Raw genomic sequence first — 25,445 nt, forward strand, 5'->3', positions numbered from 1 at the left:
CCCGGCCCCCTTCCTAGGAAGGGGGCTTTTTTATCTGCATTGGCTTGACCCGGATCAGGCGGAGCCGGGAGCATATGCGGCTAGATTCCTAGTTTTCTCCAGGGAGAGCCCCCCGATGCAAGGCCATCCGGAAGTCATCGATTACCTCAACACGCTGTTGACCGGCGAGCTGGCCGCGCGCGACCAGTACTTCATCCACTCGCGCATGTACGAGGACTGGGGCTTCAGCAAGCTCTACGAGCGCCTCAACCACGAGATGGAGGAGGAGACCCAGCACGCCGACGCCCTGCTGCGCCGTATCCTCCTGCTCGAAGGTACGCCGCGCATGCGTCCCGACGATATCCACCCGGGCACCACGGTGCCGGAGATGCTCGAGGCCGACCTCAAGCTCGAGCGCCATGTCCGCGCCGCGCTGGCCAAGGGCATCGCCCTCTGCGAGCAGCATAAGGACTTCGTCAGCCGCGACATCCTCAAGGCCCAGTTGGCCGACACCGAGGAAGACCACGCCTACTGGTTGGAGCAACAGCTTGGCCTGATCGCCAGGATGGGCCTGGAGAACTACCTGCAGTCGCAGATCTGACCCTACCCGCGGATACGAAAAAGCCCCTGCGCCTCACGGCCGCAGGGGCTTTTTCATGAGCGCCCGGCAATCAGGCGCGATCGCGTTCCAGCAGCGGCTTGAGGAAGTGGCCGGTGTGCGACTGGGGCATCTCGGCCACCTGCTCTGGCGTGCCGTTGGCGATGATCTGGCCACCCTTGGAGCCGCCCTCGGGGCCGAGGTCGACCAGCCAGTCGGCGGTCTTGATCACGTCCAGGTTGTGCTCGATCACCACCACGGTGTTGCCGTGGTCGCGCAGGCGGTGGAGCACGTCGAGCAGTTGCTGGATGTCGGCGAAATGCAGGCCGGTGGTCGGTTCGTCGAGGATGTACAGGGTCTTGCCGGTATCGCGCTTGGACAGCTCGCGGGACAGCTTGACCCGTTGCGCCTCGCCGCCCGAGAGGGTGGTCGCGCTCTGGCCCAGCTTGATGTAGGACAGGCCGACGTCCATCAGCGTCTGCAGCTTGCGCGCCAGGGCGGGGACGGCGTCGAAGAACTCGCGGGCTTCCTCGATGGTCATCTCCAGCACCTCGTGGATGCTCTTGCCCTTGTAGCGGATCTCCAGGGTCTCGCGGTTGTAGCGCTTGCCCTTGCAGACATCGCAGGGAACGTAGATGTCCGGCAGGAAGTGCATCTCCACCTTGATCACGCCGTCGCCCTGGCAGGCCTCGCAACGGCCGCCCTTGACGTTGAACGAGAAGCGGCCGGGACCGTAGCCGCGCGAGCGGGCCTCCGGCACGCCGGAGAACAGTTCGCGGATCGGCGTGAACAGGCCGGTATAGGTCGCCGGGTTGGAGCGCGGGGTACGACCGATCGGGCTCTGGTCGATGTCGACCACCTTGTCCAGGTGCTGCAGGCCGTCGAACGAGTCATACGGCGCCACTTCCAGGGTAGTCGCGCCGTTCAGCGCGGTGGCGGTGATCGGGAACAGGGTGTTGTTGATCAGCGTCGACTTGCCGGAGCCCGAGACCCCGGTGATGCAGGTGAACAGGCCGACCGGGATTTCCAGGTTGACGTTCTGCAGGTTGTTGCCGCGGGCGCCTTTCAGCTTCAGCAGCTTCTTCTTGTCGCGCGGGGTGCGCTTGGCCGGAACCGCGATTTTCTTGCGCCCGGAAAGGTACTTGCCGGTCAGCGAGTCGGGGTGGTTCATCACCTGGTCGGGCGTACCTTCCGCCACTACCTGGCCGCCGTGCACGCCGGCGCCCGGACCGATGTCGACGACGTAGTCGGCGAGTCGGATCGCGTCCTCGTCGTGCTCGACCACGATCACCGTGTTGCCGAGGTTGCGTAGGTGGGTGAGGGTGCCGAGCAGGCGCTCGTTGTCGCGTTGGTGCAGGCCGATCGAGGGTTCGTCGAGGATGTACATCACTCCCACCAGGCCGGCGCCGATCTGGCTGGCCAGGCGGATGCGCTGGGCTTCGCCGCCGGACAGGGTGTCGGCGCTGCGGTCGAGGGTCAGGTAGTCGAGGCCGACGTTGACCAGGAATTGCAGGCGGTCGCGGATTTCCTTGAGGATCTTCGCCGCGATCTCGCCACGGCGGCCGGTCAGGCTGAGTCCGGCGGCATACTCGCAGGCTTCGCCGACCGGCATCGCGGTGATCGCCGGCAGCGTCCGGTCGCCGACCCACACATGCCGCGCCTCGCGGCGCAGGCGGGTACCGTGGCAATCCGGGCAGGGCTGGGTGCTGAGGAACTTGGCCAGCTCCTCGCGGACCGTGGCCGACTCGGTCTCGCGGTAGCGCCGCTCAAGGTTCGGCAGGATGCCTTCGAAGGGGTGCGAACGCTTGACGATGTCGCCGCGGTCGTTGAGATAGCGGAAGTCGACGTTTTCCCGGCCGGAGCCGTAGAGCACCACCTTCTGGTGTTCGGCTCCGAGTTCGTCGAAGGGTTCTTCCAGGCTGAAGCCGTAATGCTGGGCCAGCGAACCGAGCATCTGGAAGTAATAGACGTTGCGCCGGTCCCAGCCGCGGATCGCGCCCTCGGCCAGGGTCAACTCGCCGTTGACCACCCGGCGCGCGTCGAAGAATTGCTTCACGCCGAGGCCGTCGCAGGTCGGACAGGCGCCGGCCGGGTTGTTGAAGGAGAACAGCTTGGGTTCCAGCTCGCTGATAGAGTGGCCGCAGACCGGGCAGGCGAAGCGCGCCGAGAAGATGATCTCCTCGACATCCTCGTCCTCGTCCATCGGTGCTACCAGGGCGATACCGTCGGCCAGGGACAGGGCGGTCTCGAACGACTCGGCCAGGCGTTGCTGGAGGTCCGCGCGAACCTTGAAGCGGTCCACCACCACATCGATGCTGTGCTTCTTCTGCTTATCCAGCTTCGGCACTTCGTCGAGTTCGTAGAGCTTGCCGTCGACCCGGGCGCGGACGAAGCCCTGCGCGCGCATCTCGTCGAACACCGCCAGGTGCTCGCCCTTGCGCTCGCGGATCACCGGCGCCAGCAGCATCAGCTTGCTGCCTTCCGGCAGGGCCAGGACCTGGTCGACCATCTGGCTGACGGTCTGCGCCTCCAGCGGGATGTCGTGGTCCGGGCAGCGCGGGGTACCGACGCGGGCATAAAGCAGGCGCAGGTAGTCGTAGATCTCGGTGATCGTACCCACGGTGGAGCGTGGGTTGTGGGAAGTGGACTTCTGTTCGATGGAAATCGCCGGCGACAGCCCTTCGATGGTGTCCACGTCCGGCTTCTCCATCATCGACAGGAACTGCCGGGCGTAGGCCGAGAGGGATTCCACGTAGCGCCGCTGGCCTTCCGCATAGAGCGTGTCGAAAGCCAGGGAAGACTTGCCGGAACCGGAAAGACCGGTGATCACGATCAGTTTGTCGCGTGGCAGTGTGAGGTCGACGTTCTTCAGGTTGTGGGTACGCGCCCCACGAATCAGGATCTTATCCACAGCGGCCTCGCATGGCGGGCGAAAACCGCTGATTATACGGCTGGCCGCTAGCGCGCGGCAAAGTGGCGCGCCTGTGCCGCGAGGGGGCGGACTGGTAGAATGCGCGGCATTTTTCCGGCGCGGGCATTGCCCTGGCCGCCCAGGAGCGGGCGGCGGCGCCATCGGCAGGGGCATGAGGCCTTGCCCTGCAGCGGTTTCTTCCATGAGGGTGTTATGCACGACTCACATACTGAGCGGATGAGCGGTACCGAAACGCGAGCGGCCGTCGGGCTGTCACTGGTATTCGCCTTCCGCATGCTCGGCATGTTCATGGTCCTGCCGGTGCTGGCCACCTACGGCCAGGACCTGGCCGGCGCGACCCCGGCGCTGATCGGCCTGGCCATCGGCGCCTATGGCCTGACCCAGGCGATCCTGCAGATTCCCTTCGGGACCATTTCCGACCGCATCGGCCGGCGCCCGGTGATCGTCGTCGGGCTGCTGATCTTTGCCGCCGGCGCGGCCCTCGCGGCCAATGCCGACTCCATCTGGGGGGTGATCGCCGGCCGCGTCCTGCAGGGCGCCGGGGCGATCTCGGCGGCGGTGATGGCACTGCTCTCCGACCTCACCCGCGAGCAACACCGGACCAAGGCGATGGCGATGATCGGCATGAGCATCGGCGTCTCCTTCGCCGTGGCCATGGTGCTCGGCCCGGTGCTGACCCATCTGTTCGGCCTGCATGGGCTGTTCTGGTTCACCGCCGGGATGGCGCTGGTCGGCCTGCTGCTGATCCTGTTCTTCGTCCCACAGCCGGACCACATGACCCAGCACCGCGAATCCAGCGTGGCGCGCCAGGCCCTGCTGCCGACCCTGAAGCACGGCGACCTGCTGCGCCTGGACGCCGGCATCCTGATCCTCCACGCCATCCTCATGGCCAGCTTCGTCGCCTTGCCGCTGGCGCTGGTGCACGAGGGTGGCCTGCCCAAGGAGCAGCACTGGTGGGTCTACCTGACCGCGCTGCTGGTCGGTTTCTTCGGCATGGTGCCGTTCATCATCTACGCCGAGAAGAAGCGTCGCATGAAGCGCGTGCTGACCGGCGCGGTGGCGACCCTGCTGGCCTGCGAACTGTTCTTCCTGGTCTTCGGTCACAGCCTGGCCATGCTGGTGGTCGGCACGGTGGTGTTCTTCACTGCCTTCAACCTGCTCGAAGCCTCGCTGCCGTCGCTGGTCAGCAAGGTCTCGCCGGCCGGCGGCAAGGGCACGGCGATGGGGGTGTATTCCACCAGCCAGTTCCTCGGTGCGGCGCTGGGCGGCATCCTCGGCGGCTGGATGTTCCAGCACGGCGGGCTGAGCATGGTGTTCATCGGATGCGCGGTGCTCGCTGCCCTCTGGCTGGCGATTGCTGTTACCATGCGCGAACCGCCTTATGTGACCAGCATTCGCCTGCCGCTCGCGCCCGCCGCGCTGCAGGACGCGGTGCTGGTCCAGCGATTCAGGGCGTTGCCCGGTGTGGCAGACGCCGTGGTGGTGGCCGAGGAGGCCGCCGCCTATGTCAAAGTGGATACCCAACAAGTGGATCGCACCGCCCTCGAGCGCCTGGCCCAGGCCGCGCCGGGCGGATGCTGAACCTTAGGAGAACGTCATGGCCCGTGGGGTTAACAAAGTCATTCTGGTTGGTAACGTCGGTGGTGACCCGGAAACCCGCTACATGCCCAACGGCAATGCGGTGACCAACATCACCCTCGCCACCAGCGAGAGCTGGAAGGACAAGCAGACCGGCCAGCAACAGGAGCGCACCGAATGGCACCGCGTGGTGTTCTTCGGCCGCCTGGCGGAGATCGCCGGCGAGTACCTGCGCAAGGGTTCCCAGGTCTACGTCGAAGGCAGCCTGCGCACCCGCAAGTGGCAGGGCCAGGATGGTCAGGATCGCTACACCACCGAGATCGTGGTCGACATCAACGGCAACATGCAGTTGCTCGGCGGCCGCCCCTCCGGCGACGATTCGCAGCGCGCCCCGCGCGAGCCCATGCAGCGCCCGCAGCAGGCCCCGCAGCAGCAGTCGCGTCCGGCCCCGCAGCAGCAACCGGCGCCGCAACCGGCCCAGGACTACGACAGCTTCGACGACGACATTCCGTTCTAAGCGACGCCCTTGCGGCGCGGCCCGTCCGCGCCACGGGCAGACCTTCGAAGACCCCCTGCCGCCCTCGGGCCGCAGGGGGTCTTCGTTTTCAGGCGACGCCGCGCTGCAAGGGCACTTCGTCCAGGCCGCCTATGGCGGATAGAGCTTCCCGCATGGCACTGAGCTTAAGGCAGGTTTCGCGATACTCGTGGGCCGGTTCCGAATCGCCTACCAGACCGCAGCCGGCGAACAGGTAGCCCCGGCCCGGCGTGAGCAGGGCCGAGCGCAGCGCCACCAGGAAATCGCCGTTGCCTTCGCCGTCGAGCCAGCCCAGCGGCGCGGCGTACCAGCCACGGTCCATCCCTTCGTGCTGGCGGATGTAGTCCAGCGCCGCGCTGCGTGGGTAGCCGCCCACCGCGGGGGTCGGATGCAGCGCCTGCAGCAGCCGCAGGATGCCGCCTGCGTCGGCGAGGCGGGCGCGGATCGGCGTGTTCAGGTGCTGGACTCGCGCCAGTCGTTTCAGGCCGGGCGCATCGGGGATTTCCAGCACCTCGCTGAAGGGTTCCAGGGCCGTACGGATCGCCTCCACCACCAACTGGTGTTCGTGCCTGTCCTTGGCGCTGTCCAGCAGGGCCTGTCCGAGCCGCGCATCTTCCTGGGCATCGCCGCCGCGGGCGATGGTCCCGGCCAGGGCATGGGTGAGTGCCTCGCCGGCGCGAATGCGGACCAGGCGTTCCGGGGAGGCGCCGAGGAAGCAGGCGTTGCCGCGGCGACAGGCGAACAGCTGGGCGTCGGCATGTTGCAGACGCAGGTGTTCGATGACCTGCCACGGCTCGATGTCGCCGAGAGGCCGGGCCTGGGTGCGGGCCAGCACGACCTTGCCGAAGCGTCCCTGGCGGACACTGCTTACCGCGTCGCTCACCTTGGCTTCCCATTGCCTGCGCTCCTGCGCCGAAGCGTCGCCCTGCGCGCCAGCGGTCGGCCCCGAGGGCCGGCGTCTGGCCGGCTGCCTCAGGCGCAGTAGCGCCGAGCAGTGGTAGGCGGCCAGGGCCAGGGCATCTTCGCCGGGCTTGGCCAGGTGTTGGCAGAGTACCCGGTAGCGTTCGCCCTCGCGCAGCACGGTGATGCCGGCGAGCATCAGGCTGGCATCGGCGAAGGCTTGCCAGTGTTCCTCGCGCGGGCCGCGCGGATCGAAGCGGAATCCGCCGCACAGGCGCGGCGCCAGCGGGCCCTCGACCACGGCGTCGGCGCAGAGCAATTGCCAGTTTTCCTCGATCCGGGCGAAGCGCTGTTCGCCGTGGCCTTGCAGCTCCAGGGCGCAGCCCCAGGCGAAGAACGCCAGCTCGGGCTGTTCCCAGTACAGGCAGGGCGTTTGCCGGTCGTCCCAGGCACCGAATACCTGCAGCGGGTCCAATGGGTCGATCTCGAACGACGCCGCCACCAAGACCGGACGATCGAGCGCCTGCGCCTGGCCGATGGCGCGCTCGAAGGTGCCGCGCAAGGCGTGCAGGCACTGGCTCAGGGGCGCCAGCCGGCTCATGCGGCACCCCGTGTCTGGCGCCAGTACTTGATCTGCTCGGCGATGTACCAGTGGATGATCTGCGCGAACAGTCCCTCGACGAAGGGCGCGTCGAGTCCGTTTTCCTCGGCCCAGCGGGCGCGCTCGGGGAGCATCGCGGCGACCCGCTCGGGCGCCGGAATCGCCGCCTCGCTGGCCTTGAAGCGCGACGCCGCCTTGACGTAGTCCATGCGGCGGCCGAGGGCCTGGACGATATCCAGGTCGATCCGGTCGATGGCCTCGCGGATGTCCGCCAGGTCGGTGCAGTCTTCGGGAGTTTTCATCATGCAACCTCTCGGGAAAGGGCGTCGGGATGTGCGAGGCGGCGCAGCAGGTGCTCGATCACCGCGTCGCGCCCCTCGCTCAGGTAGAAGTGGCCGCCAGGAAAGCGCCGCAGCCTGGCGGGAGTCCGGCTGGCGTCGCTCCAGGCCTGCGCCTCGGCGGCGCTGACTTCCTCGTCGTGCTCGCCGAGGAGGACGTCGAGGGCGCAGGCCAGGGCGATGGGCTGCGCCCGTCGGTAGGTCTCGATCGCCTGGTAGTCGGCGCGCAGGATCGGCAGGAACAGCGCGCGCAGGTCGGCGTCCTCGAGTAGCTCGCTGGCGCCACCCTGGCGGCGGACGTCCTCCAGCAGCGCCGCCTCGTCGCCGCGGTGCAACGCGCCGCCGCGTTGCCGGTGCGGTGCCGGATGGGCGGAGACGAACAGGTGGCGCAGCGGCGCGCCGGCGCTTTCCAGGCGCAGGGCGGTTTCGTAGGCCAGCGCCGCGCCGAGACTGTGGCCGAACAGCGCCAGGGGCGCGTCGGCGAAATCGCGCAGGGCGAGGGCGGCGCCGTCGGCGAGGTCCTCCAAGCGGGTGGCCGGCGCCTCGTTGAAGCGGTCCTCGCGACCCGGGTACTGCAGGGCAAGCAGGTCGATGTCTGGCGGCAGGCGTTCGCTCCAGCTACGGAAGAAGCTGGCGCTGCCGCCTGCATGGGGGAAGCAGGCCAGGCGCAGGCGCGGCATCGGCGTCAGGCGGAACGGCCGGACCCAGGCGGCGCTCATGCGCGGGCCTCCAGCTCGCGGCGCAGGCGCTCGCGCAGGTCCTTCTTGCTGATCTTGCCGATGCCGGTTTGGGGGAAGGCCGGGACCAGCTCGATGCGGTCCGGCACCTTGAACGCGGCCAGCCCGCAGGCGTGCAGGTATTGCTTCAGCTTCAGCGCCGAGGGCGCCGGCTGGCGCGGGATGACGAAGGCGCAGGTGCGCTCGCCGAGCAGGCTGTCGGGCATCGCCACGACGGTGGCGTCGTGCACCTGCGGATGGGCTATCAGCAGGTTCTCCACCTCTTCCGCGGCGATCTTCTCGCCGCCGCGGTTGATCTGGTCCTTGTCGCGGCCCTCCACCACCAGGTAGCCGTCCTTGTCGCGGCTGACCCGGTCGCCGGTGCGGTAGAAGCCGTCCGCGCTGAAGGCCTTGGCGTTGTGTTCGGGCAGGCGGTAGTAGCCGCGGATGGTGTAGGGACCGCGCACGGTCAGTTCGCCCACCTCGCCGGGGCCGACCTCGCGGCCCTCGGCGTCGACCACCCGCACTTCGTCGTCCGGCGACAGCGGCCGGCCCTGGGTATGCAGCACGCGTTCGGGCGGATCGTCCAGGCGGGTGTAGCAGATCAGCCCCTCGGCCATTCCCAGCACCTGTTGCAACTGGCAGCCGAGCACCGGTTCGACGCGTTGCGCGGCACTGCTGCCGAGCCTGGAGCCGCCGACCTGGAGCAGACGCAGGCTGGATAGATCGGCGCGGCGGCTTTCCTGGGCATCCAGCCAGAGCATCGCCAGCGGCGGTACCAGGGCGGTGTGGGTGACCCGTTCACGGGCGATCAGGGCGAAGCAATGCTCGGGATCGGCGCGCTGGCTGACCACCACGCGGCCGCCGGCCAGCAGCGTGCCGATCACTCCGGGGCAGCAGAGAGTGAAGTTGTGCGCCATCGGCAAGCCGGTGAGGTACACCGTGTGCTCGTCGAAGCCGCAGACCTCGGCGCTGGCGCGGACGTTGTAGAGATACTCGCGATGACGCCGGGGAATCAGCTTCGGCGTGCCGGTGGTGCCGCCGGACAACTGGAAGCAGGCGATATCCTCGGCGCGGGCGGCGCAGTCTTCCAGCGCGTCGGCCTGGTACAGCGGTGCCAGCGCTTGCAGCGGCGCCTCGGCTTCGCCGTGGATCAGCGCCATCCGGCAGGCGCCGCTGGCGAGCAGCTCACGGGCCATCGGCCGTGGGTCGAAGCCGTCGATCCGTTCGGCGCCGATGTAGGCCTTGGCCTCGGCGAAGCGACAGAAACCGCTGATCTCATGCTGGCGATGGGCGGGGAGGGCGAGCACCGGGCGTACGCCGAGCTGGAACAGGGCGAAGCAGGTCTCGACGAAGGCGATGCCGTTGGGCAGGTGCAGCACTACCGTGTCGCCATGTGCGAGGCCGGCCTGGCGCAGTCCGGCTGCCAGGCGGCGGCAGCGCTGGAGCAGGTCGGCATAGCTGAGCCGCTGGTCGTCGTCGCAGAGCGCGATCCGCCGCGGATGGCGCGCGGCGCTGGCGGCCAGGGCTTCGGCGAAGTTCTGGTCCTGCCAGTGGCCGGCGTCGAGATAGCGGCGGACGAAGGCGGCGGGCCAGTCGGGGGCGTCGTCGACGGCCGATGGGGTGACGGGCGAGGAAGTCATGCGATCTCCGTGGATGCGGTCGATTGCCATTGCTGGGAAATGAGATTTATTATCATTGGCGGGCGGCAGGGACCGCGCAAGCCCGCGCCTTTCGATTGCGGGGCTTTTTCATTCGCTGCAGGGGCGGAGTGCAGGGCGCTTTGTCCATCTCCGCTAAAAAGTCCCCCTGCCCCCACGTATCCAGGAAGGCGTCGCCGCGTCGGCAGCGCCCGGGCTACAGGAAAACCTGATGACCATCACCATCATTGCTCCGCCACAGGCCGATGCCGCCGCGCCGGCACCGGGCAACCGGCCCGGCGTCGCGCACATCGATCCGAACATGAAGCTGGTGACCGGAACCTTCTGTTCGGCCAGCGAGGACTGGTTCGAGGAACCGCTGGAGCGCGGCCTGCGCCTGATCCTCGTGCAGAGCGGCCAGTTGCGCTGCCGGATTCCCGGCCAGCCCGAGCACCTCATCGAGGGGCCGAGCCTGTGCACCATCGCCAACGATGGCGACTTCACCTCGGCGCAGATCTACGGCACCGACAAGCCGTTGCGCTACACCATCGTCCAGCTCGGCGTCGAAGCCCTGGACAGCCGCCTCGGCTGGCTGCCCGAGCAACTGATACGCCGCCCCGGCGGCGATCCGCGAATCATGAGCTGCCCGGCGCCGCGGGCGATGCAGGCGTTGGCCTCGCAGATCGCCACCTGCCAGATGCTCGGTCCGACCCGCGATCTCTACCTCGGCGGCAAGGCCCTGGAGTTGGCCGCGCTCAGCGCACAGTTCCTTTCCGGCGAGGGGCGCCCCGTCGAGGAGCCGCGCATCACCTGCTCGGAGGTCGAGCGCATCCACGCCGCCCGCGACCTGCTGGTCGGCGCCTTGCAGGAGCCGCCGTCGCTGGACACGCTGGCCAGCCGCGTGGGCATGAACCCGCGCAAGCTGACTGCCGGCTTTCGCAAGGTGTTCGGCGCCAGCGTATTCGGCTACCTGCAGGAATACCGCCTGCGCGAGGCGCACCGGATGCTCTGCGACGAAGAGGCGAACGTCTCCACGGTGGCCTACCGGGTGGGCTACAGCCCGGCGCATTTCTCCATCGCTTTCCGCAAGCGCTACGGCATCTCCCCCAGCGAGATCCGCTGAGTCTCCGCGACGACCCCCGACCCGGCCACGGGAGGGGTGTCGCCGCTGCGGGATGACGCTGCATCTAACGAAACAGTCCGGCTGTCTAAAGCATTGCCGGCCAGGCCTCCCAGGCAAGTGAGATAAGGTCGCATTTGATAATCGTTGCCAGGAACTGGCAACCGACCTCAGATGCTTGCCCTAGGGAGCCCCCATGGATCTGCCCCCCGATTCCCGTACCGCCCTGCGCGGCTGGCTGACCGAGCAGCTCGCCGACCTGCTCGGTGAACCGCTTGCCGACGTGCGCGCCCTGGCGGACGACGACGACCTGCTGGGCTGCGGCCTCGACTCGATCCGCCTGATGTACCTGCAGGAACGCCTGCGCGCGCGTGGCTCGACGCTGGACTTCGCCCAGTTGGCGCAGCGCCCCTGCCTGGGGGCCTGGCTCGACCTGCTGGCCTGCGCGGACCGGTTGTCCGCCCCGGCAACGGTCGCGCTGCCGACGGCGCAGGATCGCGATCAGCCGTTCGAGCTGTCTTCCGTGCAGCAGGCCTACTGGCTGGGACGTGGCGCCGGCGAGGTGCTGGGCAACGTCAGCTGCCATGCCTTCCTGGAATTCCGCGCGCGGGATGTCGACCCGCAGCGCCTGGCCGCGGCGGCGGAGTGCGTGCGTCAACGCCACCCGATGTTGCGGGCGCGCTTCCTCGACGGTCGCCAGCAGATCCTTCCGACGCCGCCGCTGTCCTGCTTCGACCTGCAGGACTGGCGCACCTTGCAGGTGGACGAGGCCGAGCGCGACTGGCAGGCGCTGCGCGACTGGCGCGCCCATGAATGCCTGGCGGTGGAGCGCGGCCAGGTGTTCCTGCTCGGGCTGGTGCGCATGCCGGGCGGCGAGGATCGCCTCTGGCTGAGTCTCGACCTGCTTGCCGCCGATGTCGAAAGCCTGCGCCTGCTGCTGGCCGAACTGGGCGTTGCCTACCTGGCGCCGGAGCGCCTGGCGGAGCCGCCGGCGCTGCATTTCGCCGACTACCTGGCGCACCGTGCGGCGCAACGCGCCGAGGCCGCGGCGCGGGCCCGCGACTACTGGCTGGAACGCCTGCCGCGCTTGCCGGACGCGCCGGCCCTGCCGTTGGCCTGCGCGCCGGAAAGCATCCGCCAGCCGCGCACCCGGCGCCTGGCATTCCAGCTTTCCGCCGGCGAGAGCCGGCGCCTGGAGCGTCTTGCCGCGCAGCATGGCGTGACCTTGTCCAGCGTGTTCGGCTGCGCCTTCGCGCTGGTCCTGGCGCGCTGGAGCGAAAGCGCGGAATTTCTCCTCAACGTGCCGTTGTTCGATCGGCATGCCGACGACCCGCGTATCGGCGAGGTGATCGCCGACTTCACCACCCTGTTGCTGCTGGAGTGCCGGATGCAGGCCGGGGTGTCCTTCGCCGAGGCGGTGAAGAGCTTCCAGCGCAACCTCCACGGAGCCATCGACCACGCCGCATTCCCCGCCCTGGAGGTGCTCCGCGAGGCGCGCCGGCAGGGCCAGCCACGCTCGGCGCCGGTGGTGTTCGCCAGCAACCTGGGCGAGGAGGGCTTCGTCCCGGCGGCCTTCCGCGACGCTTTCGGCGATCTCCACGACATGCTCTCGCAGACCCCGCAGGTCTGGCTCGACCACCAGCTCTACCGGGTGGGCGACGGTATCCTGCTGGCCTGGGATAGCGTCGTCGGCCTGTTCCCCGAAGGTCTGCCGGAAACCATGTTCGAAGCCTACGTGGGGCTGCTCCAGCGTCTCTGCGACAGCGCCTGGGAGCAGCCCGCCGATCTGCCGTTGCCCTGGGCGCAGCAGGCGCGCCGGGCCCTGCTCAACGGCCAGCCGGCATGCGCCACGGCGCGCACCCTACATCGCGACTTCTTCCTTCGCGCCGCCGAGGCGCCGGATGCCGACGCGCTGCTCTATCGCGACCAACGTGTCACCCGCGGCGAACTGGCCGAGCGTGCGCTGCGCATCGCCGGCGGCCTGCGCGAAGCCGGGGTGCGCCCTGGCGACGCGGTCGAGGTCAGCCTGCCGCGCGGACCGCAGCAGGTCGCGGCGGTATTCGGCGTGCTCGCCGCAGGCGCCTGCTACGTGCCGCTGGACATCGACCAGCCGCCCGCACGGCGGCGCCTGATCGAAGAGGCCGCCGGGGTATGCCTGGCGATCACCGAGGAGGACGATCCGCAGGCCTTGCCGCCGCGCCTGGATGTCCAGCGCCTGCTGCGCGGCCCGGCGCTGGCCGCCCCCGTGCCGCTGGCGCCGCAGGCGAGTGCCTATGTGATCTACACCTCGGGCTCCACCGGGGTGCCCAAGGGCGTCGAGGTCAGCCACGCGGCGGCGATCAATACCATCGACGCGCTGCTCGACCTGCTGCGGGTGAACGCATCGGATCGCTTGCTGGCGGTCTCCGCGCTGGACTTCGATCTGTCGGTCTTCGACCTGTTCGGCGGCCTCGGCGCCGGTGCCAGCCTGGTCCTGCCGGCCCAGGAACAGGCGCGCGATGCCGCTGCCTGGGCGGAGGCTATCCAGCGGCATGCGGTGAGCCTGTGGAACTCGGCGCCGGCCTTGCTGGAGATGGCCCTCAGCCTGCCGGCGAGCCAGGCCGACTATCGCAGTCTGCGGGCGGTGCTGCTGTCCGGCGACTGGGTGGCCCTGGACCTGCCCGGCCGCCTGCGCCCACGTTGTGCCGAAGGCTGCCGCCTGCATGTGCTGGGTGGCGCTACCGAAGCGGGCATCTGGTCGAACCTGCAGAGCGTCGATACGGTGCCGCCGCACTGGCGTTCGATTCCCTACGGCCGGCCATTGCCGGGACAGGCCTACCGGGTGGTCGACACCCACGGGCGCGACGTGCCGGACCTGGTGGTCGGCGAGCTGTGGATCGGCGGCGCCAGCCTGGCCCGCGGCTATCGCAACGATCCCGAACTCAGCGCCCGGCGCTTCGTCCACGATGCCCAGGGCCGCTGGTATCGCACCGGCGATCGCGGTCGCTACTGGGGCGACGGTACCCTGGAATTCCTCGGTCGGGTCGACCAGCAGGTGAAAGTGCGCGGCCAGCGCATCGAGTTGGGCGAGGTGGAGGCCGCGCTGTGCGCCCAGGCTGGCGTGGAGAGCGCCTGCGCGGCGGTGCTCGGCGGTGGCGTGGCGAGCCTCGGCGCGGTGCTGGTACCGCGCCTGGCGCCACGGGCCGAAGGCTCCATGGAACTACCGGCCGCACAGCCCTTCGCCGGCCTGGCAGAGGCCGAGGCGGTACTCACCCGGGAAATCCTCGGCGCGCTGCTGGAGGCGCCGCTGGAGCTAGACGACGGTTTGCGCCGGCGCTGGCTGGACTGGCTAGCGGACTCCGCCGCCAGCGCGCTGCCGTCGCTCGACGAGGCGTTGCGCCGGCTCGGCTGGCAGGCCGCGGGGCTGACCGCGATGGGCAACGCTCTGCGCGGCCTGCTCGCCGGCGAACAGGCGCCGGCCGCGCTGCTCCTCGATCCCTGGCTGGCGCCGCAGGCGGTGGCCGCGCGCCTGCCGGACGGCCGCGAGGCCCTGGCGCGCCTGCTCGAAGCGCTGCCGACGCCGGCTGCCGGCGAACGCCTGCGGGTGGCGGTGCTGGATACCCGCGCCGGGCTCTGGCTCGACCAGGGCATGGCCTCGCTGTTGCGCCCGGGGCTGGAACTGACCCTCTTCGAACGCAGCCGCGTCCTCCTCGACGCCGCCGCCACCCGCTTGCCGGAACGGATCGTGGTGCAGGCGCTGGACGACGGCCTGCTACCTGCCGAGCACCTCGGTCGCTACGACCGGGTGATCAGCTTCGCCGCGCTGCACGCCTACGAGGCCAGCCGCGAAGGCCTGGCGCTGGCGGCGGCGCTGCTGCGCCCGCAGGGCCGCCTGTTGCTGGTGGACCTGCTATGCGAGTCGCCACTGGCGCTGCTCGGTGCGGCCTTGCTCGACGACCGGCCGCTGCGCCTGGCGGAGTTGCCGAGCCTGTTGGCCGATCTCGCCGCTGCGGGACTGGCGCCGCGTTGCCTGTGGCGCAGCGAACGGCTCGCCCTGGTCGAGGCGCTGGCGCCGGGACTCGGGCTCGACGCCGCCGCGCTCCAGGCCGGCCTGGAGCAACGCCTGCCCCAGGCGATGCGGCCCGAACGCCTGTGGTGCCTGCCAAGCCTGCCGTTGAACGGCAATGGCAAGGTCGATCGTCGCCGCCTGGCCGAGAGCATGACCCGCGCACTCGGCGAGTGTCGTCACGAGCCCTCGGCGGAGGAGCCGCTGGAAGCCCATGAGCAAGCGCTGGCCGAGTGCTGGGAAGCGGTTCTCAAACGCCCGGTGCGTCGTCGCGAGGCGAGCTTCTTCAGCCTCGGCGGCGACAGCCTGCTGGCGACCCGCCTGCTGGCCGGCATACGTGAGCGTTTCGGCGTACGCCTGGGCATGGCCGACTTCTATCGCCAGCCGACCCTGGCCGGTCTTGCCCGCCACTTGCAGGCGCAGACCGTCGAAATCGAGGAAACCCAACTGGAAGAGGGCGTGCTATGAGCCTCGGCGAACTGCTGGAAACCTGCCGCAGCCGGCGCATCGAACTCTGGAGCGAGGCGGGCCGCCTGCGCTATCGCGCCCCACAGGGCGCCCTCGACGCCGGCCTCGCCGAGCGCCTGCGGGCCGAGCGCGAGGCCCTGCTGGAACACCTGGAAGGCGGCCCTGGCTGGCGCGCCGAACCCGACCTGGCCCACCAGCGCTTCCCATTGACCCCGGTGCAGGCCGCCTACGTGCTGGGCCGCCAGGCGGCCTTCGACTACGGCGGTAACGCCTGCCAGCTGTACGCCGAGTACGACTGGCCGGTCGACACCGATCCGGCGCGCCTGGAGGCGGCCTGGAACGCCATGGTCGAGCGCCACCCGATGCTGCGCGCGGTGATCGAGGACAACGCCTGGCAGCGCGTCCTGCCCGAGGTGCCCTGGCAGCGGCTGACCGTGCATGCCTGCGCGGGGCTCGACGAGGCCGCTTTCCAGGCGCACCTGGAGCGGGTCCGCGAACGCCTCGACCACGCCTGCGCGGCGCTCGACCAGTGGCCGGTCCTGCGCCCCGAGCTGAGTATCGGCCGGGATGCCTGCGTACTGCACTGCTCGGTGGATTTCACCCTGGTCGACTACGCCAGCCTGCAATTGCTGCTTGGCGAATGGCGCCGCCGCTATCTCGATCCGCAATGGACGGCGGAACCGCTGGAGGCGACCTTCCGCGACTATGTCGGCGTCGAGCAGCGCCGACGCCAGTCGCCAGCCTGGCAGCGCGACCGCGACTGGTGGCTGGCGCGTCTCGACGCGCTACCGGGGCGTCCCGACCTGCCGCTGCGGGTGCAGCCGGACACCCGGTCCACGCGCTTCCGGCACTTCCACGCGCGCCTCGACGAGGCCGCCTGGCAGGCGCTCGGCGCGCGCGCCGGCGAACACGGCCTGAGCGCTGCCGGCGTGGCCCTGGCGGCCTTCGCCGAGACCATCGGTCGCTGGAGCCAGGCACCGGCGTTCTGTCTCAACCTGACGGTACTCAACCGGCCGCCGCTGCATCCGCAGCTGGCGCAGGTGCTCGGTGACTTCACCGCGCTCAGCCTGCTGGCAGTGGACAGCCGCCACGGCGACAGTTTCGTCGAGCGTGCCCGACGCATCGGCGAGCAGATGTTCGACGACCTCGACCACCCGACCTTCAGCGGCGTCGACCTGCTGCGCGAACTGGCGCGCCGGCGTGGTCGCGGCGCCGATCTGATGCCGGTGGTGTTCACCAGTGGCATCGGCAGCGTGCAGCGCCTGCTCGGCGATGGCGAGGCGCCGCGCGCGCCACGCTACATGATCAGCCAGACCCCGCAGGTCTGGCTGGACTGCCAGGTCACCGACCAGTTCGGCGGCCTGGAGATCGGCTGGGACGTACGCCTCGGGTTGTTCCCCGAGGGCCAGGCGGAAGCCATGTTCGACGACTTCGTCGGGCTGCTCCGGCGCCTGGCGCAGAGCCCGCGCGCCTGGACCGACGGCGATGCCACGGAACCCGTCGAGGCGCCGCCGCAGGCGTTGCCCGGTAGTGCCCGGAGCATCGCCGCCGGTTTCGCCGAGCGTGCCCTGCTGACCCCCGACGCCACGGTGATCCACGATGCCGCCGGCAGCTACAGCTACCGCCAGGTCGCCCAGCACGCCAGCGCCCTGCGCCGCGTCCTGGAAGCGCACGGCGCGGGCCGTGGCCGGCGGGTCGCGGTGATGCTGCCGAAAAGCGCCGCGCAATTGGTCGCGGTGATCGGCATCCTCCAGGCCGGCGCCGCCTATGTGCCGGTAGACATCCGCCAGCCTCCGCTGCGGCGCCAGGCGATCCTCGCCAGCGCCGAAGTGGTCGCGCTGGTTTGCCTGGAAAGCGATGTCCCGGACGTCGGCTGCGCCTGCGTGGCCATCGACCGGCTGGCCGCCGACAGCGCCTGGCCGCCACCGCCCGCGGCGGAGGTGGCGGCGGACGACCTCGCCTACGTGATCTACACCTCCGGCTCCACCGGCACGCCAAAGGGCGTGATGCTCAGCCATGCGGCGGTGAGCAACACGCTGCTCGACATCAACCAGCGCTACGGCGTCGACGCCAACGACCGCGTCCTCGGCCTCGCCGAGCTGAGCTTCGACCTCTCGGTCTACGACTTCTTCGGCGCCACCGCGGCGGGGGCCCAGGTGGTCCTCCCGGACCCGGCGCGCGGCAGCGATCCATCGCACTGGGCGGAACTGCTGGAACGCCACGCCATCACCCTGTGGAACTCGGTGCCGGCCCAAGGCCAGATGCTCATCGATTACCTGGAGAGCGAGCCGCAACGTCACCTGCCGGGACCGCGCTGCGTGCTCTGGTCCGGTGACTGGATTCCGGTCAGCCTGCCGACCCGCTGGTGGCGGCGCTGGCCGGACAGCGCGCTGTTCAGCCTGGGCGGCGCCACCGAGGCGGCGATCTGGTCGATCGAGCAGCCGATCCGCCCGCAGCACACCGAGCTGGCCAGCATCCCTTATGGCCGTGCCCTGCGCGGGCAGAGCGTGGAAGTCCTGGATGCCCGCGGGCGGCGCTGCCCGCCGGGCGTGCGCGGCGAGATCCATATCGGCGGGGTGGGCCTGGCGCTCGGCTACGCCGGCGATCCGCAGCGCACCGCCGAACGCTTCGTCCGTCACCCCGATGGCCGTCGCCTGTATCGCACCGGCGACCTCGGCCGCTATCTGGCCGACGGCAGCATCGAGTTCCTCGGCCGCGAGGACGACCAGGTGAAGATTCGCGGCCACCGCATCGAACTGGCCGAGCTGGACGCCGCGCTGTGCGCTCATCCGCAGGTCAATCTGGCGGCCACCGTGGTGCTCGGCGAGACCCACGAGCGCAGCCTGGCCAGCTTCGTCACCCTGCATGCGCCGGCGGAGGCTGGCGAGGATCCGCGTACGGCGCTCGACGCGGTGCGCCAGCGGGCGGCCCAGGCCTTGCGCCGCGACTGGGGCAGCGAGGAGGGCATCGCCGCGGCGGTGGCCGCACTCGACCGTGCCTGCCTCGCCTCGCTGGCCGCCTGGCTGGCCGGCAGCGGTCTGTTCGCCAGTGCGACGCCGCTGGACTTCGCCACCCTGTGCCAGCGCCTGGGTATCGCCGAGGCGCGCCAGCGCCTGCTGCGCCACTGGTTGCGCCAGCTGGAGGAGGGCGGCTACCTGCGCGCCGAGGGCGAGGGCGAGGGCGAGGGCTGGCTGGGCTGCGCCGAGCGTCCCGCGCAGAGTCCGGAGGACGCCTGGACGGCGTTCGCCGGCTGCGCGCCGGCGGCGCTCTGGCCGGCCGAGCTGGTCGCCTACCTGCGTGACAGCGCGCAATCCCTCGGCGAGCAACTGGCCGGGCGGATCAGCCCGGCGGCGCTGATGTTCCCGCAGGGCTCGGCGCGCATCGCCGAGGCCATGTACAGCCAGGGCCTGCATGCCCAGGCGCTGCACGAGGCCATGGCCGAGGCCATCGCCGCCATCGTCGAGCGCCAGCCGCAACGGCGCTGGCGCCTGCTGGAGCTTGGCGCCGGCACCGCCGCCGCCAGCCGCACGGTGATCGCCCGGTTGGCACCGCTGGTGCAGCGAGGGGTGGAGGTGGACTACCTGTTCACCGACGTTTCCAGCTACTTCCTCGCCGCCGCCCGCGAGCGCTTCGCCGACCAGCCGTGGGTACGCTTCGGCCGCTTCGACATGAACGGCGATCTTCTCGACCAGGGCGTGGCGCCGCACTCGGTGGATATCCTGCTCAGCTCCGGGGCCTTGAACAACGCGCTGGACACCCCGGCGCTGCTGGCCGGCCTGCGCGAGTTGCTGAGCGCCGACGCCTGGCTGGTGATCCAGGAACTGACGCGCGAGCACAACGAGATCAGCGTCAGCCAGAGCCTGATGATGGAGAACCCGCGCGATCTCCGCGACGAGCGCCGCCAACTGTTCGTCCACACCGGGCAATGGCTGGAGTGGCTGGCGGCACAGGGTGGCGACCTGGCTTGTGGGGTGGTGCCGCCGGGCAGCGCTCTCGACCTGCTTGGCTACGATGTCCTGCTGGCTCGCTGCAAGACCGACCGCGCCCGCCTGGAGCCGGCCGAGCTGCTGGCCTTCGTCGAAGCGCGGGTGCCGCGCTACATGCTCCCGGCGCAGTTGCGCGTGCTCGAACGCCTGCCGGTCACCGGCAACGGCAAGATCGACCGCAAGGCCCTGACCGGCTTTGCCCGCCAGCCCCAGGCGGACCTTCGGCATGGCGTCGCGCAGGCACCGGCCGACGAACTGGAGAATGCGCTGCTGGCACTCTGGCGGGAGGTGCTGGACAACCCGTCGCTGGGCGTCGAGCAAGACTTCTTCGGGGCCGGCGGCGACTCGCTGTTGATCGCCCAGTTGATCGCCCGTTTGCGCGAACGACTGGAAAGCGCCCGTCGGCATCCGTTCGATCGCCTGCTACGCTGGGCGCTCAGCCAGCCGACGCCGCGCGGCCTGGCCGAACGCCTGCGCAGCGCGCCGGAAGAGGGCCGTGGGCCAGCCCTGGCCGCGGCGCGCGGCGTCGCCCCGGCGCAGGCCGGCATGTCGCGCGCACCGCTCGCCGAGGGCGCGGTGGCGCTCGACCCGCTGGTGCGCCTGGTGCCCGGCGAGGGCGTGCCGCGGGTGCTGGTCCACGAAGGCCTCGGCACGCTACTGCCGTACCGCCCGCTGCTTCGCGCCCTGGGTGAGGGGCGGCCGTTGCTGGGGCTGGCCGTGCATGACAGCGACGCCTACCTGGCGATCCCCGCCGAGCATCTCAACGCCTGCCTCGGCCGCCGCTACGCCGAGGCGCTCCATCGCGCCGGGCTGCGTGAGGTCGACCTGCTCGGCTACTGCTCCGGCGGGCTGGTCGCCCTGGAGACCGCCAAGTCCCTGGTCCAGCGCGGGGTGCGCGTGCGCCAACTGGATATCGTCTCCAGCTACCGGATTCCCTACCGGGTGGACGACGAGCGCCTGCTGTTGTTCAGCTTCGCCGCGACCCTCGGCCTGGATACCGCGGCGCTCGGCTTCCCCGCGCCGGAACGTCTCGGCCTGGCGGTGCAGGCGGCGCTCGCGCAGACACCGGAGCGCCTGGGCGCCGAGGTGCTGGCGGGGCTACCGGGCCTGGCCGATCTCGTCGCCCTGCGCGGCCGCGTGCTACAGGCGGCCAGCGGTAGCGCCGACGCCGCCAGCGTCGAACGCGACACCCTCTACCGGCTGTTCTGTCACTCGGTGCGTGCCAGCCAGGCCGAGGCGCCGGAGCCCTACGTCGGCGCGCTGCGGCTGTTCGTGCCGGACGCCGGCAACCCATTGGTGCCGCGCTACGCCGAGGCCCTGGAGACCCAATGGCGGGCCGCCGCGCTTGGCGCGTGCGGCATCCACGAGGTGCCCGGCGGGCACTTCGACTGCCTGGGCGAAGCCATGGCGCAATTCTTGTCGAAACCCATGCCAGAGGAGGCGAGCCGATGAGCGACGTCCGTTCCGTGGTGGTCGCCGGTTCCCGGTTCGGCCAGTTCTATGCCGCCGGCGTCGCCGCCGATCCGCGCTTCGTCCTGCGCGGCATCCTTGGCCAGGGCAGCCGGCGTTCGCGGGCGTTGGCCGAGCGCCTCGGGGTGGAGACCTGGTGCGAGGTCGAGGCGTTGCCCGACGATGTCCGCCTGGCCTGCGTCGCGGTCGGCGGCGCGGCACGCGGCGAGCAGGGCCCGGCGCTGGCCGAGGCGCTGATGGCGCGTGGCATCGACGTGCTGATCGAGCATCCGTTGCTGCCGCGCGAATGGCAGGACCTGCTGCGCAGCGCCGAGCGCCTGGGCCGGCGCTGCCTGCTCAACACCTTCTATCCGCAGTTGCCGGCAGTGGCGCGTTTCATCGAGCTGGGCCACCAGTTGCATCGCCGGCGCGGCATCCGCCACCTGGACGCGGCCTGCGGGGTGCAAGTCGGTTTCGCCACCCTGGACATCCTCGCCGCGTTGCTGGAGGGCGTCGGCCCCTGGTCGCTGGAGTCGCCCTCGAACGACCTGTCGGCGATGCGCGGGCTGTCCCTGGTGCTGGCGGAAGTGCCGTTGAGCCTGCACGTGCTCAACGAACTGGCGGCCGCCGACGACGGGCGCATGACCTTGTTGCAGCGCGTCAGCCTGACCACCGATCGCGGCACGCTGAGCCTGCTCAGCCCCCATGGCCCGTTGTTGTGGACGCCTGCGGTGGCGGTACCGGCAGAGGATGACGACGGCCTGTTCGCGCTGTTCGACGAGATAGCCGGCGAACCGCTGCCCAGCGCCCAGCTCTGGTATGCCGAACCGTGCAGCTGGGCCCAGGTGCACCAGCGCCTGTGGCCGGCGGCGGCGGCCGAGGCGCTGGCGCTGCTCGCCAACGGCGACGAGGTGCGCCGGCGCAACCAGCGCAGCCTGGAGGTCGCCGCCCTATGGCAGCGGATCGGCGAGCGCCTTGGCTTCCCCGAGGCGCCGCCGGCGTCGCTGGCGCCGGCGAGCCTGGAACAGGTGCTGGAGCAAGCCTCGTGACCCCGGTGCTGTGGCGCCTGCTGCGCACCTATCGCTGGCGGCTGGCGGCGGCCATGGGGTTGCAGGCCCTGGCCGGGCTCTGCTCGCTGTTGCCCTGGATGCTTCTCGCCTGGCTCGCCGAGCCGCTGGCGCGCGGCCAGGCGCAGCCGGCCCTGCTGGCCCTGGTGCTGCTGGCGGTGCTGGCCTGGCTGGGCTGCCAGGCGCTGGCCGCGCACCTGGCCCACCGGGTCGACGCGGACCTCTGCAACGACCTGCGCCTGCGCCTGCTGGCGCACCTGCAACGGCTGCCGCTGGACTGGTTCGGTCGCCAGGGCCCGGACGGCGTGGCGCGCCTCGTGGAGCAGGACGTGCGGGCCCTGCACCAACTGATCGCGCACGCTCCCAACGATCTCAGCAACCTGTTGGTGGTGCCGCTCGTCGCGTTGCTCTGGCTGGCCTGGCTGCACCCCTGGCTGCTGCTGTTCTGCCTGCTGCCGCTGGTGCTGGCCGCCGCCGGCTTCCTGCTGCTGCGCTCGGCGCGCTACCGCGACCTGGTGCTGCGGCGCAATGCCGCGCTGGAAAGGCTCTCGGCGGACTATGGCGAATTCGCCCACAACCTGCTGCTGGCCCGACAGTACCCCGGGGCCGGCATACAACAGGGCGCCGAGTCGTCGGCGGCGGCCTTCGGCGAAGCGTTCGGCGCCTGGGTGAAGCGGGTCGGCCACCTCGCCGCGCTGGTCTACGTGCAGTTGTCGACGCCCTGGCTGCTGGCCTGGGTCCTGCTCGGCGCGCTGGCCCTGGATGCCCTCGGCGTGCCGCTGGCGCTCGGCCAGGCCTGCGCCTTCCTGCTCCTGTTGCGGGCCCTGGCCGCCCCGGTACAGGCGCTCGGCCACGGCGGCGACGCGCTGCTGGGCGCGCGCGCCGCCGCCGAGCGCCTGCAGCAGGTGTTCGACCAGGCGCCGTTGGCCGAGGGCCGCTTGACCCGCGAGCCGGTCGATGGCGCGGTGGCGCTGCACGGCCTGGGCCATGCCTATGAAGGCGTGGAGGTCCTGGCCGATATCGATCTGGAGCTGGAGGATGGCAGCCTGGTGGCCCTGGTCGGTCCCTCGGGCTCCGGCAAGAGCACCCTGCTGCACCTGCTGGCGCGCTACATGGACGCGCAGCGCGGCGAACTGGAGATTGGCGGCCTGGCACTGAAGGACATGCCCGATGCCGTGCGCCACCGGCATATCGCGCTGGTCGGCCAGCAGGCGGCGGCGCTGGAGATATCCCTGGCCGACAACATCGCCCTGTTCCGCCCCGATGCCGATCTTCAGGAGATTCGCCAGGCGGCCCGTGACGCCTGCCTCGACGAGCGCATCATGGCCCTGCCGCGTGGCTACGACAGCGTGCCGGGACGCGACCTGCAACTGTCCGGCGGCGAACTGCAACGACTGGCCCTGGCCCGTGCGCTGCTATCGCCGGCGCGCCTGTTGCTGCTCGACGAGCCAACCTCGGCGCTGGATCCGCAGACCGCCCGGCAGGTCCTGCGCAACCTGCGCGAGCGTGGCGGCGGCCGGACCCGGGTGATCGTCGCCCATCGTCTGGCCGAAGTCAGCGATGCCGACCTGATCCTGGTGCTGGTCGCTGGCCGTCTGGTCGAACGCGGCGAGCACGCGGCGCTGTTGGCGGCGGACGGCGCCTATGCGCGCTTGTGGCGTGAACAGAACGGCGCGGAGGTGGCGGCATGACCCTGTTCGAACGAATGCGTGCGCTGCCCGAAGACTGCCGTGCCGCGTTGCGCCGGGCGAGCGCCTGGGCGGTCCTGGCGGCGCTGCTGGACGCCGCTTGCGGCGTATTGCTGGTGCCGCTGGTCGAGGCCTGGTTCGCCGAAGGCGCGTTGCCCTGGCGCTGGGTCGCCGCGTTGCTCGGCTTGAGCCTGGCGCAGGCGCTGTTGCAGTACCTGGCCCTGCGTCGCGGTTTCGCCGCCGGCGGCTCGCTGGCGGCTGGACTGGTGCGCAGCCTGGTGGCGCGCTTGCCGCGCCTGGCGCCGCCGGCGCTGCGCCGGGTCGCGCCGGCCGAAGGCCTGCTGCGCGGTCCGGTGATGCAGGCGATGGGCATTCCGGCGCACCTGCTGGGGCCGCTGATCGCCGCATTGGTGACGCCGCTCGGGGTGATCCTCGGGCTGTTCCTGATCGACCCGTCCATCGCCCTCGGCCTGCTCGTTGCCGGTGCCGTCCTCGTTGCGCTGTTGCGCTGGAGCGGGCGGCGCAATCTGGCGGCGGAGGATGCCCGGCTGGCCGCCGAGCGCGACGCTGCACGGCAGTTGCAGGCGTTCGCCGAACGCCAGCCGCTGCTGCGCGCGGCGCAGCGCGAAAGCGTCGCCCGCCAGGGGCTGGAAGAGGCCTTGCGCAGTCTCCACCGCAGCACCCTGGATCTGTTGCGGCGCAGCCTGCCCAGCGGCCTCGGCTTCGCCCTGGCGGTGCAGGCGGCGTTCGCCTTCGCCCTGCTCGGCGGCGCCTGGGCGGTGGAGCGGCAATGGCTGGACGGCGCTCGGCTGGTGGCCGTGCTGGTGCTGCTGGTGCGCTTCATCGAGCCGCTGGCCCAGCTCACCCATCTCGACCAGGCGTTGCGCGGCGCCTGGCAGGCGCTGGATACCCTGCTGCGGGTTTTCGCCCTGGCTCCGCTGCGCAGCCCCGAGCCGGGCGAGCGGCCGCACGACGCCAGCCTGGCGGCCGAGGCCGTGGAATTGCGTCTGGAAGATGGCCGCGCCTTGCTCGAGGACATTTCCCTGAGGCTGGAGCCGGGTTCGCTGAACGTCCTCGTCGGACCCTCCGGGGCCGGCAAGAGCAGCCTGCTGGCGCTGCTCGGGCGGCTCTACGACGCCGACGCCGGGTGTGTCCTGCTGGGTGGCGTGGATATCCGCCGGTTGAGCGAAACGACCCTCGCCGCCAGTCGCAACCTGGTGTTCCAGGACAACGGCCTGTTCCGCGGCAGCGTTGCCTGGAACCTGCGCATGGCGCGAGCGGACGCCGATCTCGAAGCGCTGCGCGAGGCGGCGCGGGCGGTTGGCCTGCTGGAAGAGATCGAGGCCTGGCCGCAGGGCTGGGACAGCGACGTCGGTCCCGGCGGCGCGCTGCTGTCCGGCGGCCAGCGGCAACGCCTGTGCCTGGCTCGCGGGCTGCTCTCGACGGCGCCGTTGCTGCTGCTCGACGAGCCCACCGCCAGCCTCGACGCCGCCAGCGAGGCGCAGGTGCTGCGCAGCCTGCTCGGGTTGCGCGGCCGGCGCACCCTGCTGGTAGTGACCCACCGCCCGGCGCTGGCGCGTCAGGCCGACCAGGTACTGCTGCTGGAGGAGGGGCGCCTGCGCCTCAGCGGACGTCACGCCGATCTGCTCGTCCGGGACGACTGGTATGCCGGTTTCGTCGGGCTGGCGGGCGAGGAAAGTTCCGCGACGGTCGTGGATCGATAGAGAAAGACCGGCAATCGAAAAAGCCCCGGAGACGATTTCTTCATAATGATAAGCATTATCAAATCGTATATCCCCCGAGGC

Annotated in this window: 14 protein-coding genes; 9 read left to right on the forward strand and 5 right to left on the reverse strand. The window is 70.6% G+C overall.

Annotated features, from left to right (window positions below; all coding sequences use genetic code 11):
* Window positions 1-115 precede the first annotated feature (115 nt).
* Window positions 116-580: a bacterioferritin gene (bfr, locus tag LJF27_RS29635; protein ID WP_003093668.1), complete on the forward strand. Its 465-nt coding sequence runs from the start codon at window positions 116-118 to the stop codon at window positions 578-580.
* 70 nt (window positions 581-650) lie between these two features.
* Here bfr and uvrA read toward each other — a convergent pair whose 3' ends face one another.
* Window positions 651-3,488 carry an excinuclease ABC subunit UvrA gene (gene uvrA / locus LJF27_RS29640; RefSeq protein WP_003093663.1) on the reverse strand — a complete coding sequence of 946 codons (2,838 nt, stop codon included), beginning with the start codon at window positions 3,486-3,488 and terminating at the stop codon, window positions 651-653.
* Between the two features lie 213 nt (window positions 3,489-3,701).
* Between uvrA and LJF27_RS29645 the strand changes: the two genes are divergently transcribed.
* Window positions 3,702-5,090 (forward strand): MFS transporter, encoded by a 1,389-nt coding sequence (locus tag LJF27_RS29645; protein ID WP_003103910.1) that lies wholly within the window; start codon window positions 3,702-3,704, stop codon window positions 5,088-5,090.
* A gap of 16 nt (window positions 5,091-5,106) precedes the next feature.
* Entirely contained in the window at window positions 5,107-5,604 is a 498-nt protein-coding gene (gene ssb, locus LJF27_RS29650; RefSeq protein ID WP_003114685.1) for a single-stranded DNA-binding protein, read from the forward strand.
* 88 nt (window positions 5,605-5,692) lie between these two features.
* On the opposite strand, the gene pchA is transcribed toward ssb, so the two are convergent.
* Genes pchA through pchD form a run of 4 tightly spaced genes read right to left on the reverse strand, consistent with a single transcriptional unit; the run spans window position 5,693 to window position 9,820 of the window.
* On the reverse strand, window positions 5,693-7,123 hold the full coding sequence (gene pchA / locus LJF27_RS29655) for an isochorismate synthase PchA (protein ID WP_003114686.1): 1,431 nt from the start codon (window positions 7,121-7,123) through the stop codon (window positions 5,693-5,695).
* Window positions 7,120-7,425 (reverse strand): isochorismate lyase PchB, encoded by a 306-nt coding sequence (gene pchB, locus LJF27_RS29660; RefSeq protein WP_009877106.1) that lies wholly within the window; start codon window positions 7,423-7,425, stop codon window positions 7,120-7,122. The genes pchA and pchB overlap by 4 nt, the downstream gene beginning before the upstream one ends.
* The gene (gene pchC, locus LJF27_RS29665; RefSeq protein WP_003114687.1) at window positions 7,425-8,180 is read right to left on the reverse strand and encodes a pyochelin biosynthesis editing thioesterase PchC; all 756 of its coding nucleotides are present in this window, start codon (window positions 8,178-8,180) and stop codon (window positions 7,425-7,427) included. Before pchC ends, pchB begins: the two co-directional genes overlap by 1 nt.
* Window positions 8,177-9,820 (reverse strand): pyochelin biosynthesis salicyl-AMP ligase PchD, encoded by a 1,644-nt coding sequence (gene pchD, locus LJF27_RS29670; RefSeq protein WP_003118945.1) that lies wholly within the window; start codon window positions 9,818-9,820, stop codon window positions 8,177-8,179. The genes pchC and pchD overlap by 4 nt, the downstream gene beginning before the upstream one ends.
* 229 nt (window positions 9,821-10,049) lie before the next feature.
* On the opposite strand from pchD, the gene pchR reads away from it, so the two are divergent.
* The 6 genes from pchR (at window position 10,050) to pchI (ending at window position 25,364) form a co-directional block, all read left to right on the forward strand.
* Window positions 10,050-10,940 carry a pyochelin biosynthesis transcriptional regulator PchR gene (gene pchR / locus LJF27_RS29675; RefSeq protein ID WP_003106955.1) on the forward strand — a complete coding sequence of 297 codons (891 nt, stop codon included), beginning with the start codon at window positions 10,050-10,052 and terminating at the stop codon, window positions 10,938-10,940.
* 193 nt (window positions 10,941-11,133) lie between these two features.
* Window positions 11,134-15,450 (forward strand): pyochelin non-ribosomal peptide synthetase PchE, encoded by a 4,317-nt coding sequence (gene pchE / locus LJF27_RS29680; protein WP_023117196.1) that lies wholly within the window; start codon window positions 11,134-11,136, stop codon window positions 15,448-15,450.
* Complete coding sequence (gene pchF, locus LJF27_RS29685; protein ID WP_023117195.1) at window positions 15,447-20,888, forward strand: pyochelin non-ribosomal peptide synthetase PchF; 5,442 nt, start codon at window positions 15,447-15,449, stop codon at window positions 20,886-20,888. Before pchE ends, pchF begins: the two co-directional genes overlap by 4 nt.
* Window positions 20,885-21,934, forward strand: coding sequence for a pyochelin biosynthesis thiazoline reductase PchG (gene pchG / locus LJF27_RS29690; RefSeq protein ID WP_023105010.1), 1,050 nt, complete (start codon window positions 20,885-20,887; stop codon window positions 21,932-21,934). Before pchF ends, pchG begins: the two co-directional genes overlap by 4 nt.
* The gene (gene pchH / locus LJF27_RS29695; protein WP_017148492.1) at window positions 21,931-23,643 is read left to right on the forward strand and encodes an ABC transporter ATP-binding protein PchH; all 1,713 of its coding nucleotides are present in this window, start codon (window positions 21,931-21,933) and stop codon (window positions 23,641-23,643) included. Before pchG ends, pchH begins: the two co-directional genes overlap by 4 nt.
* Window positions 23,640-25,364: an ABC transporter ATP-binding protein PchI gene (gene pchI / locus LJF27_RS29700; RefSeq protein ID WP_023117194.1), complete on the forward strand. Its 1,725-nt coding sequence runs from the start codon at window positions 23,640-23,642 to the stop codon at window positions 25,362-25,364. The genes pchH and pchI overlap by 4 nt, the downstream gene beginning before the upstream one ends.
* Window positions 25,365-25,445 lie beyond the last annotated feature (81 nt).

The sequence above is a fragment of the Pseudomonas sp. 203-8 genome (genome assembly GCF_020708595.1).
Classification (GTDB): domain Bacteria; phylum Pseudomonadota; class Gammaproteobacteria; order Pseudomonadales; family Pseudomonadaceae; genus Pseudomonas; species Pseudomonas aeruginosa.

What these genes read in the sequence shown, in the direction of transcription:
- bfr (WP_003093668.1), top strand. Translation starts at nt 116, where the DNA reads ATGCAAGGCCATCCGGAAGTCATCGATTACCTCAACACGCTGTTGACC.
- LJF27_RS29645 (WP_003103910.1), top strand. Translation starts at nt 3,702, where the DNA reads ATGCACGACTCACATACTGAGCGGATGAGCGGTACCGAAACGCGAGCG.
- ssb (WP_003114685.1), top strand. Translation starts at nt 5,107, where the DNA reads ATGGCCCGTGGGGTTAACAAAGTCATTCTGGTTGGTAACGTCGGTGGT.
- pchA (WP_003114686.1), bottom strand. Translation starts at nt 7,123, where the DNA reads ATGAGCCGGCTGGCGCCCCTGAGCCAGTGCCTGCACGCCTTGCGCGGC.
- pchB (WP_009877106.1), bottom strand. Translation starts at nt 7,425, where the DNA reads ATGAAAACTCCCGAAGACTGCACCGACCTGGCGGACATCCGCGAGGCC.
- pchC (WP_003114687.1), bottom strand. Translation starts at nt 8,180, where the DNA reads ATGAGCGCCGCCTGGGTCCGGCCGTTCCGCCTGACGCCGATGCCGCGC.
- pchD (WP_003118945.1), bottom strand. Translation starts at nt 9,820, where the DNA reads ATGACTTCCTCGCCCGTCACCCCATCGGCCGTCGACGACGCCCCCGAC.
- pchR (WP_003106955.1), top strand. Translation starts at nt 10,050, where the DNA reads ATGACCATCACCATCATTGCTCCGCCACAGGCCGATGCCGCCGCGCCG.
- pchE (WP_023117196.1), top strand. Translation starts at nt 11,134, where the DNA reads ATGGATCTGCCCCCCGATTCCCGTACCGCCCTGCGCGGCTGGCTGACC.
- pchF (WP_023117195.1), top strand. Translation starts at nt 15,447, where the DNA reads ATGAGCCTCGGCGAACTGCTGGAAACCTGCCGCAGCCGGCGCATCGAA.
- pchG (WP_023105010.1), top strand. Translation starts at nt 20,885, where the DNA reads ATGAGCGACGTCCGTTCCGTGGTGGTCGCCGGTTCCCGGTTCGGCCAG.
- pchI (WP_023117194.1), top strand. Translation starts at nt 23,640, where the DNA reads ATGACCCTGTTCGAACGAATGCGTGCGCTGCCCGAAGACTGCCGTGCC.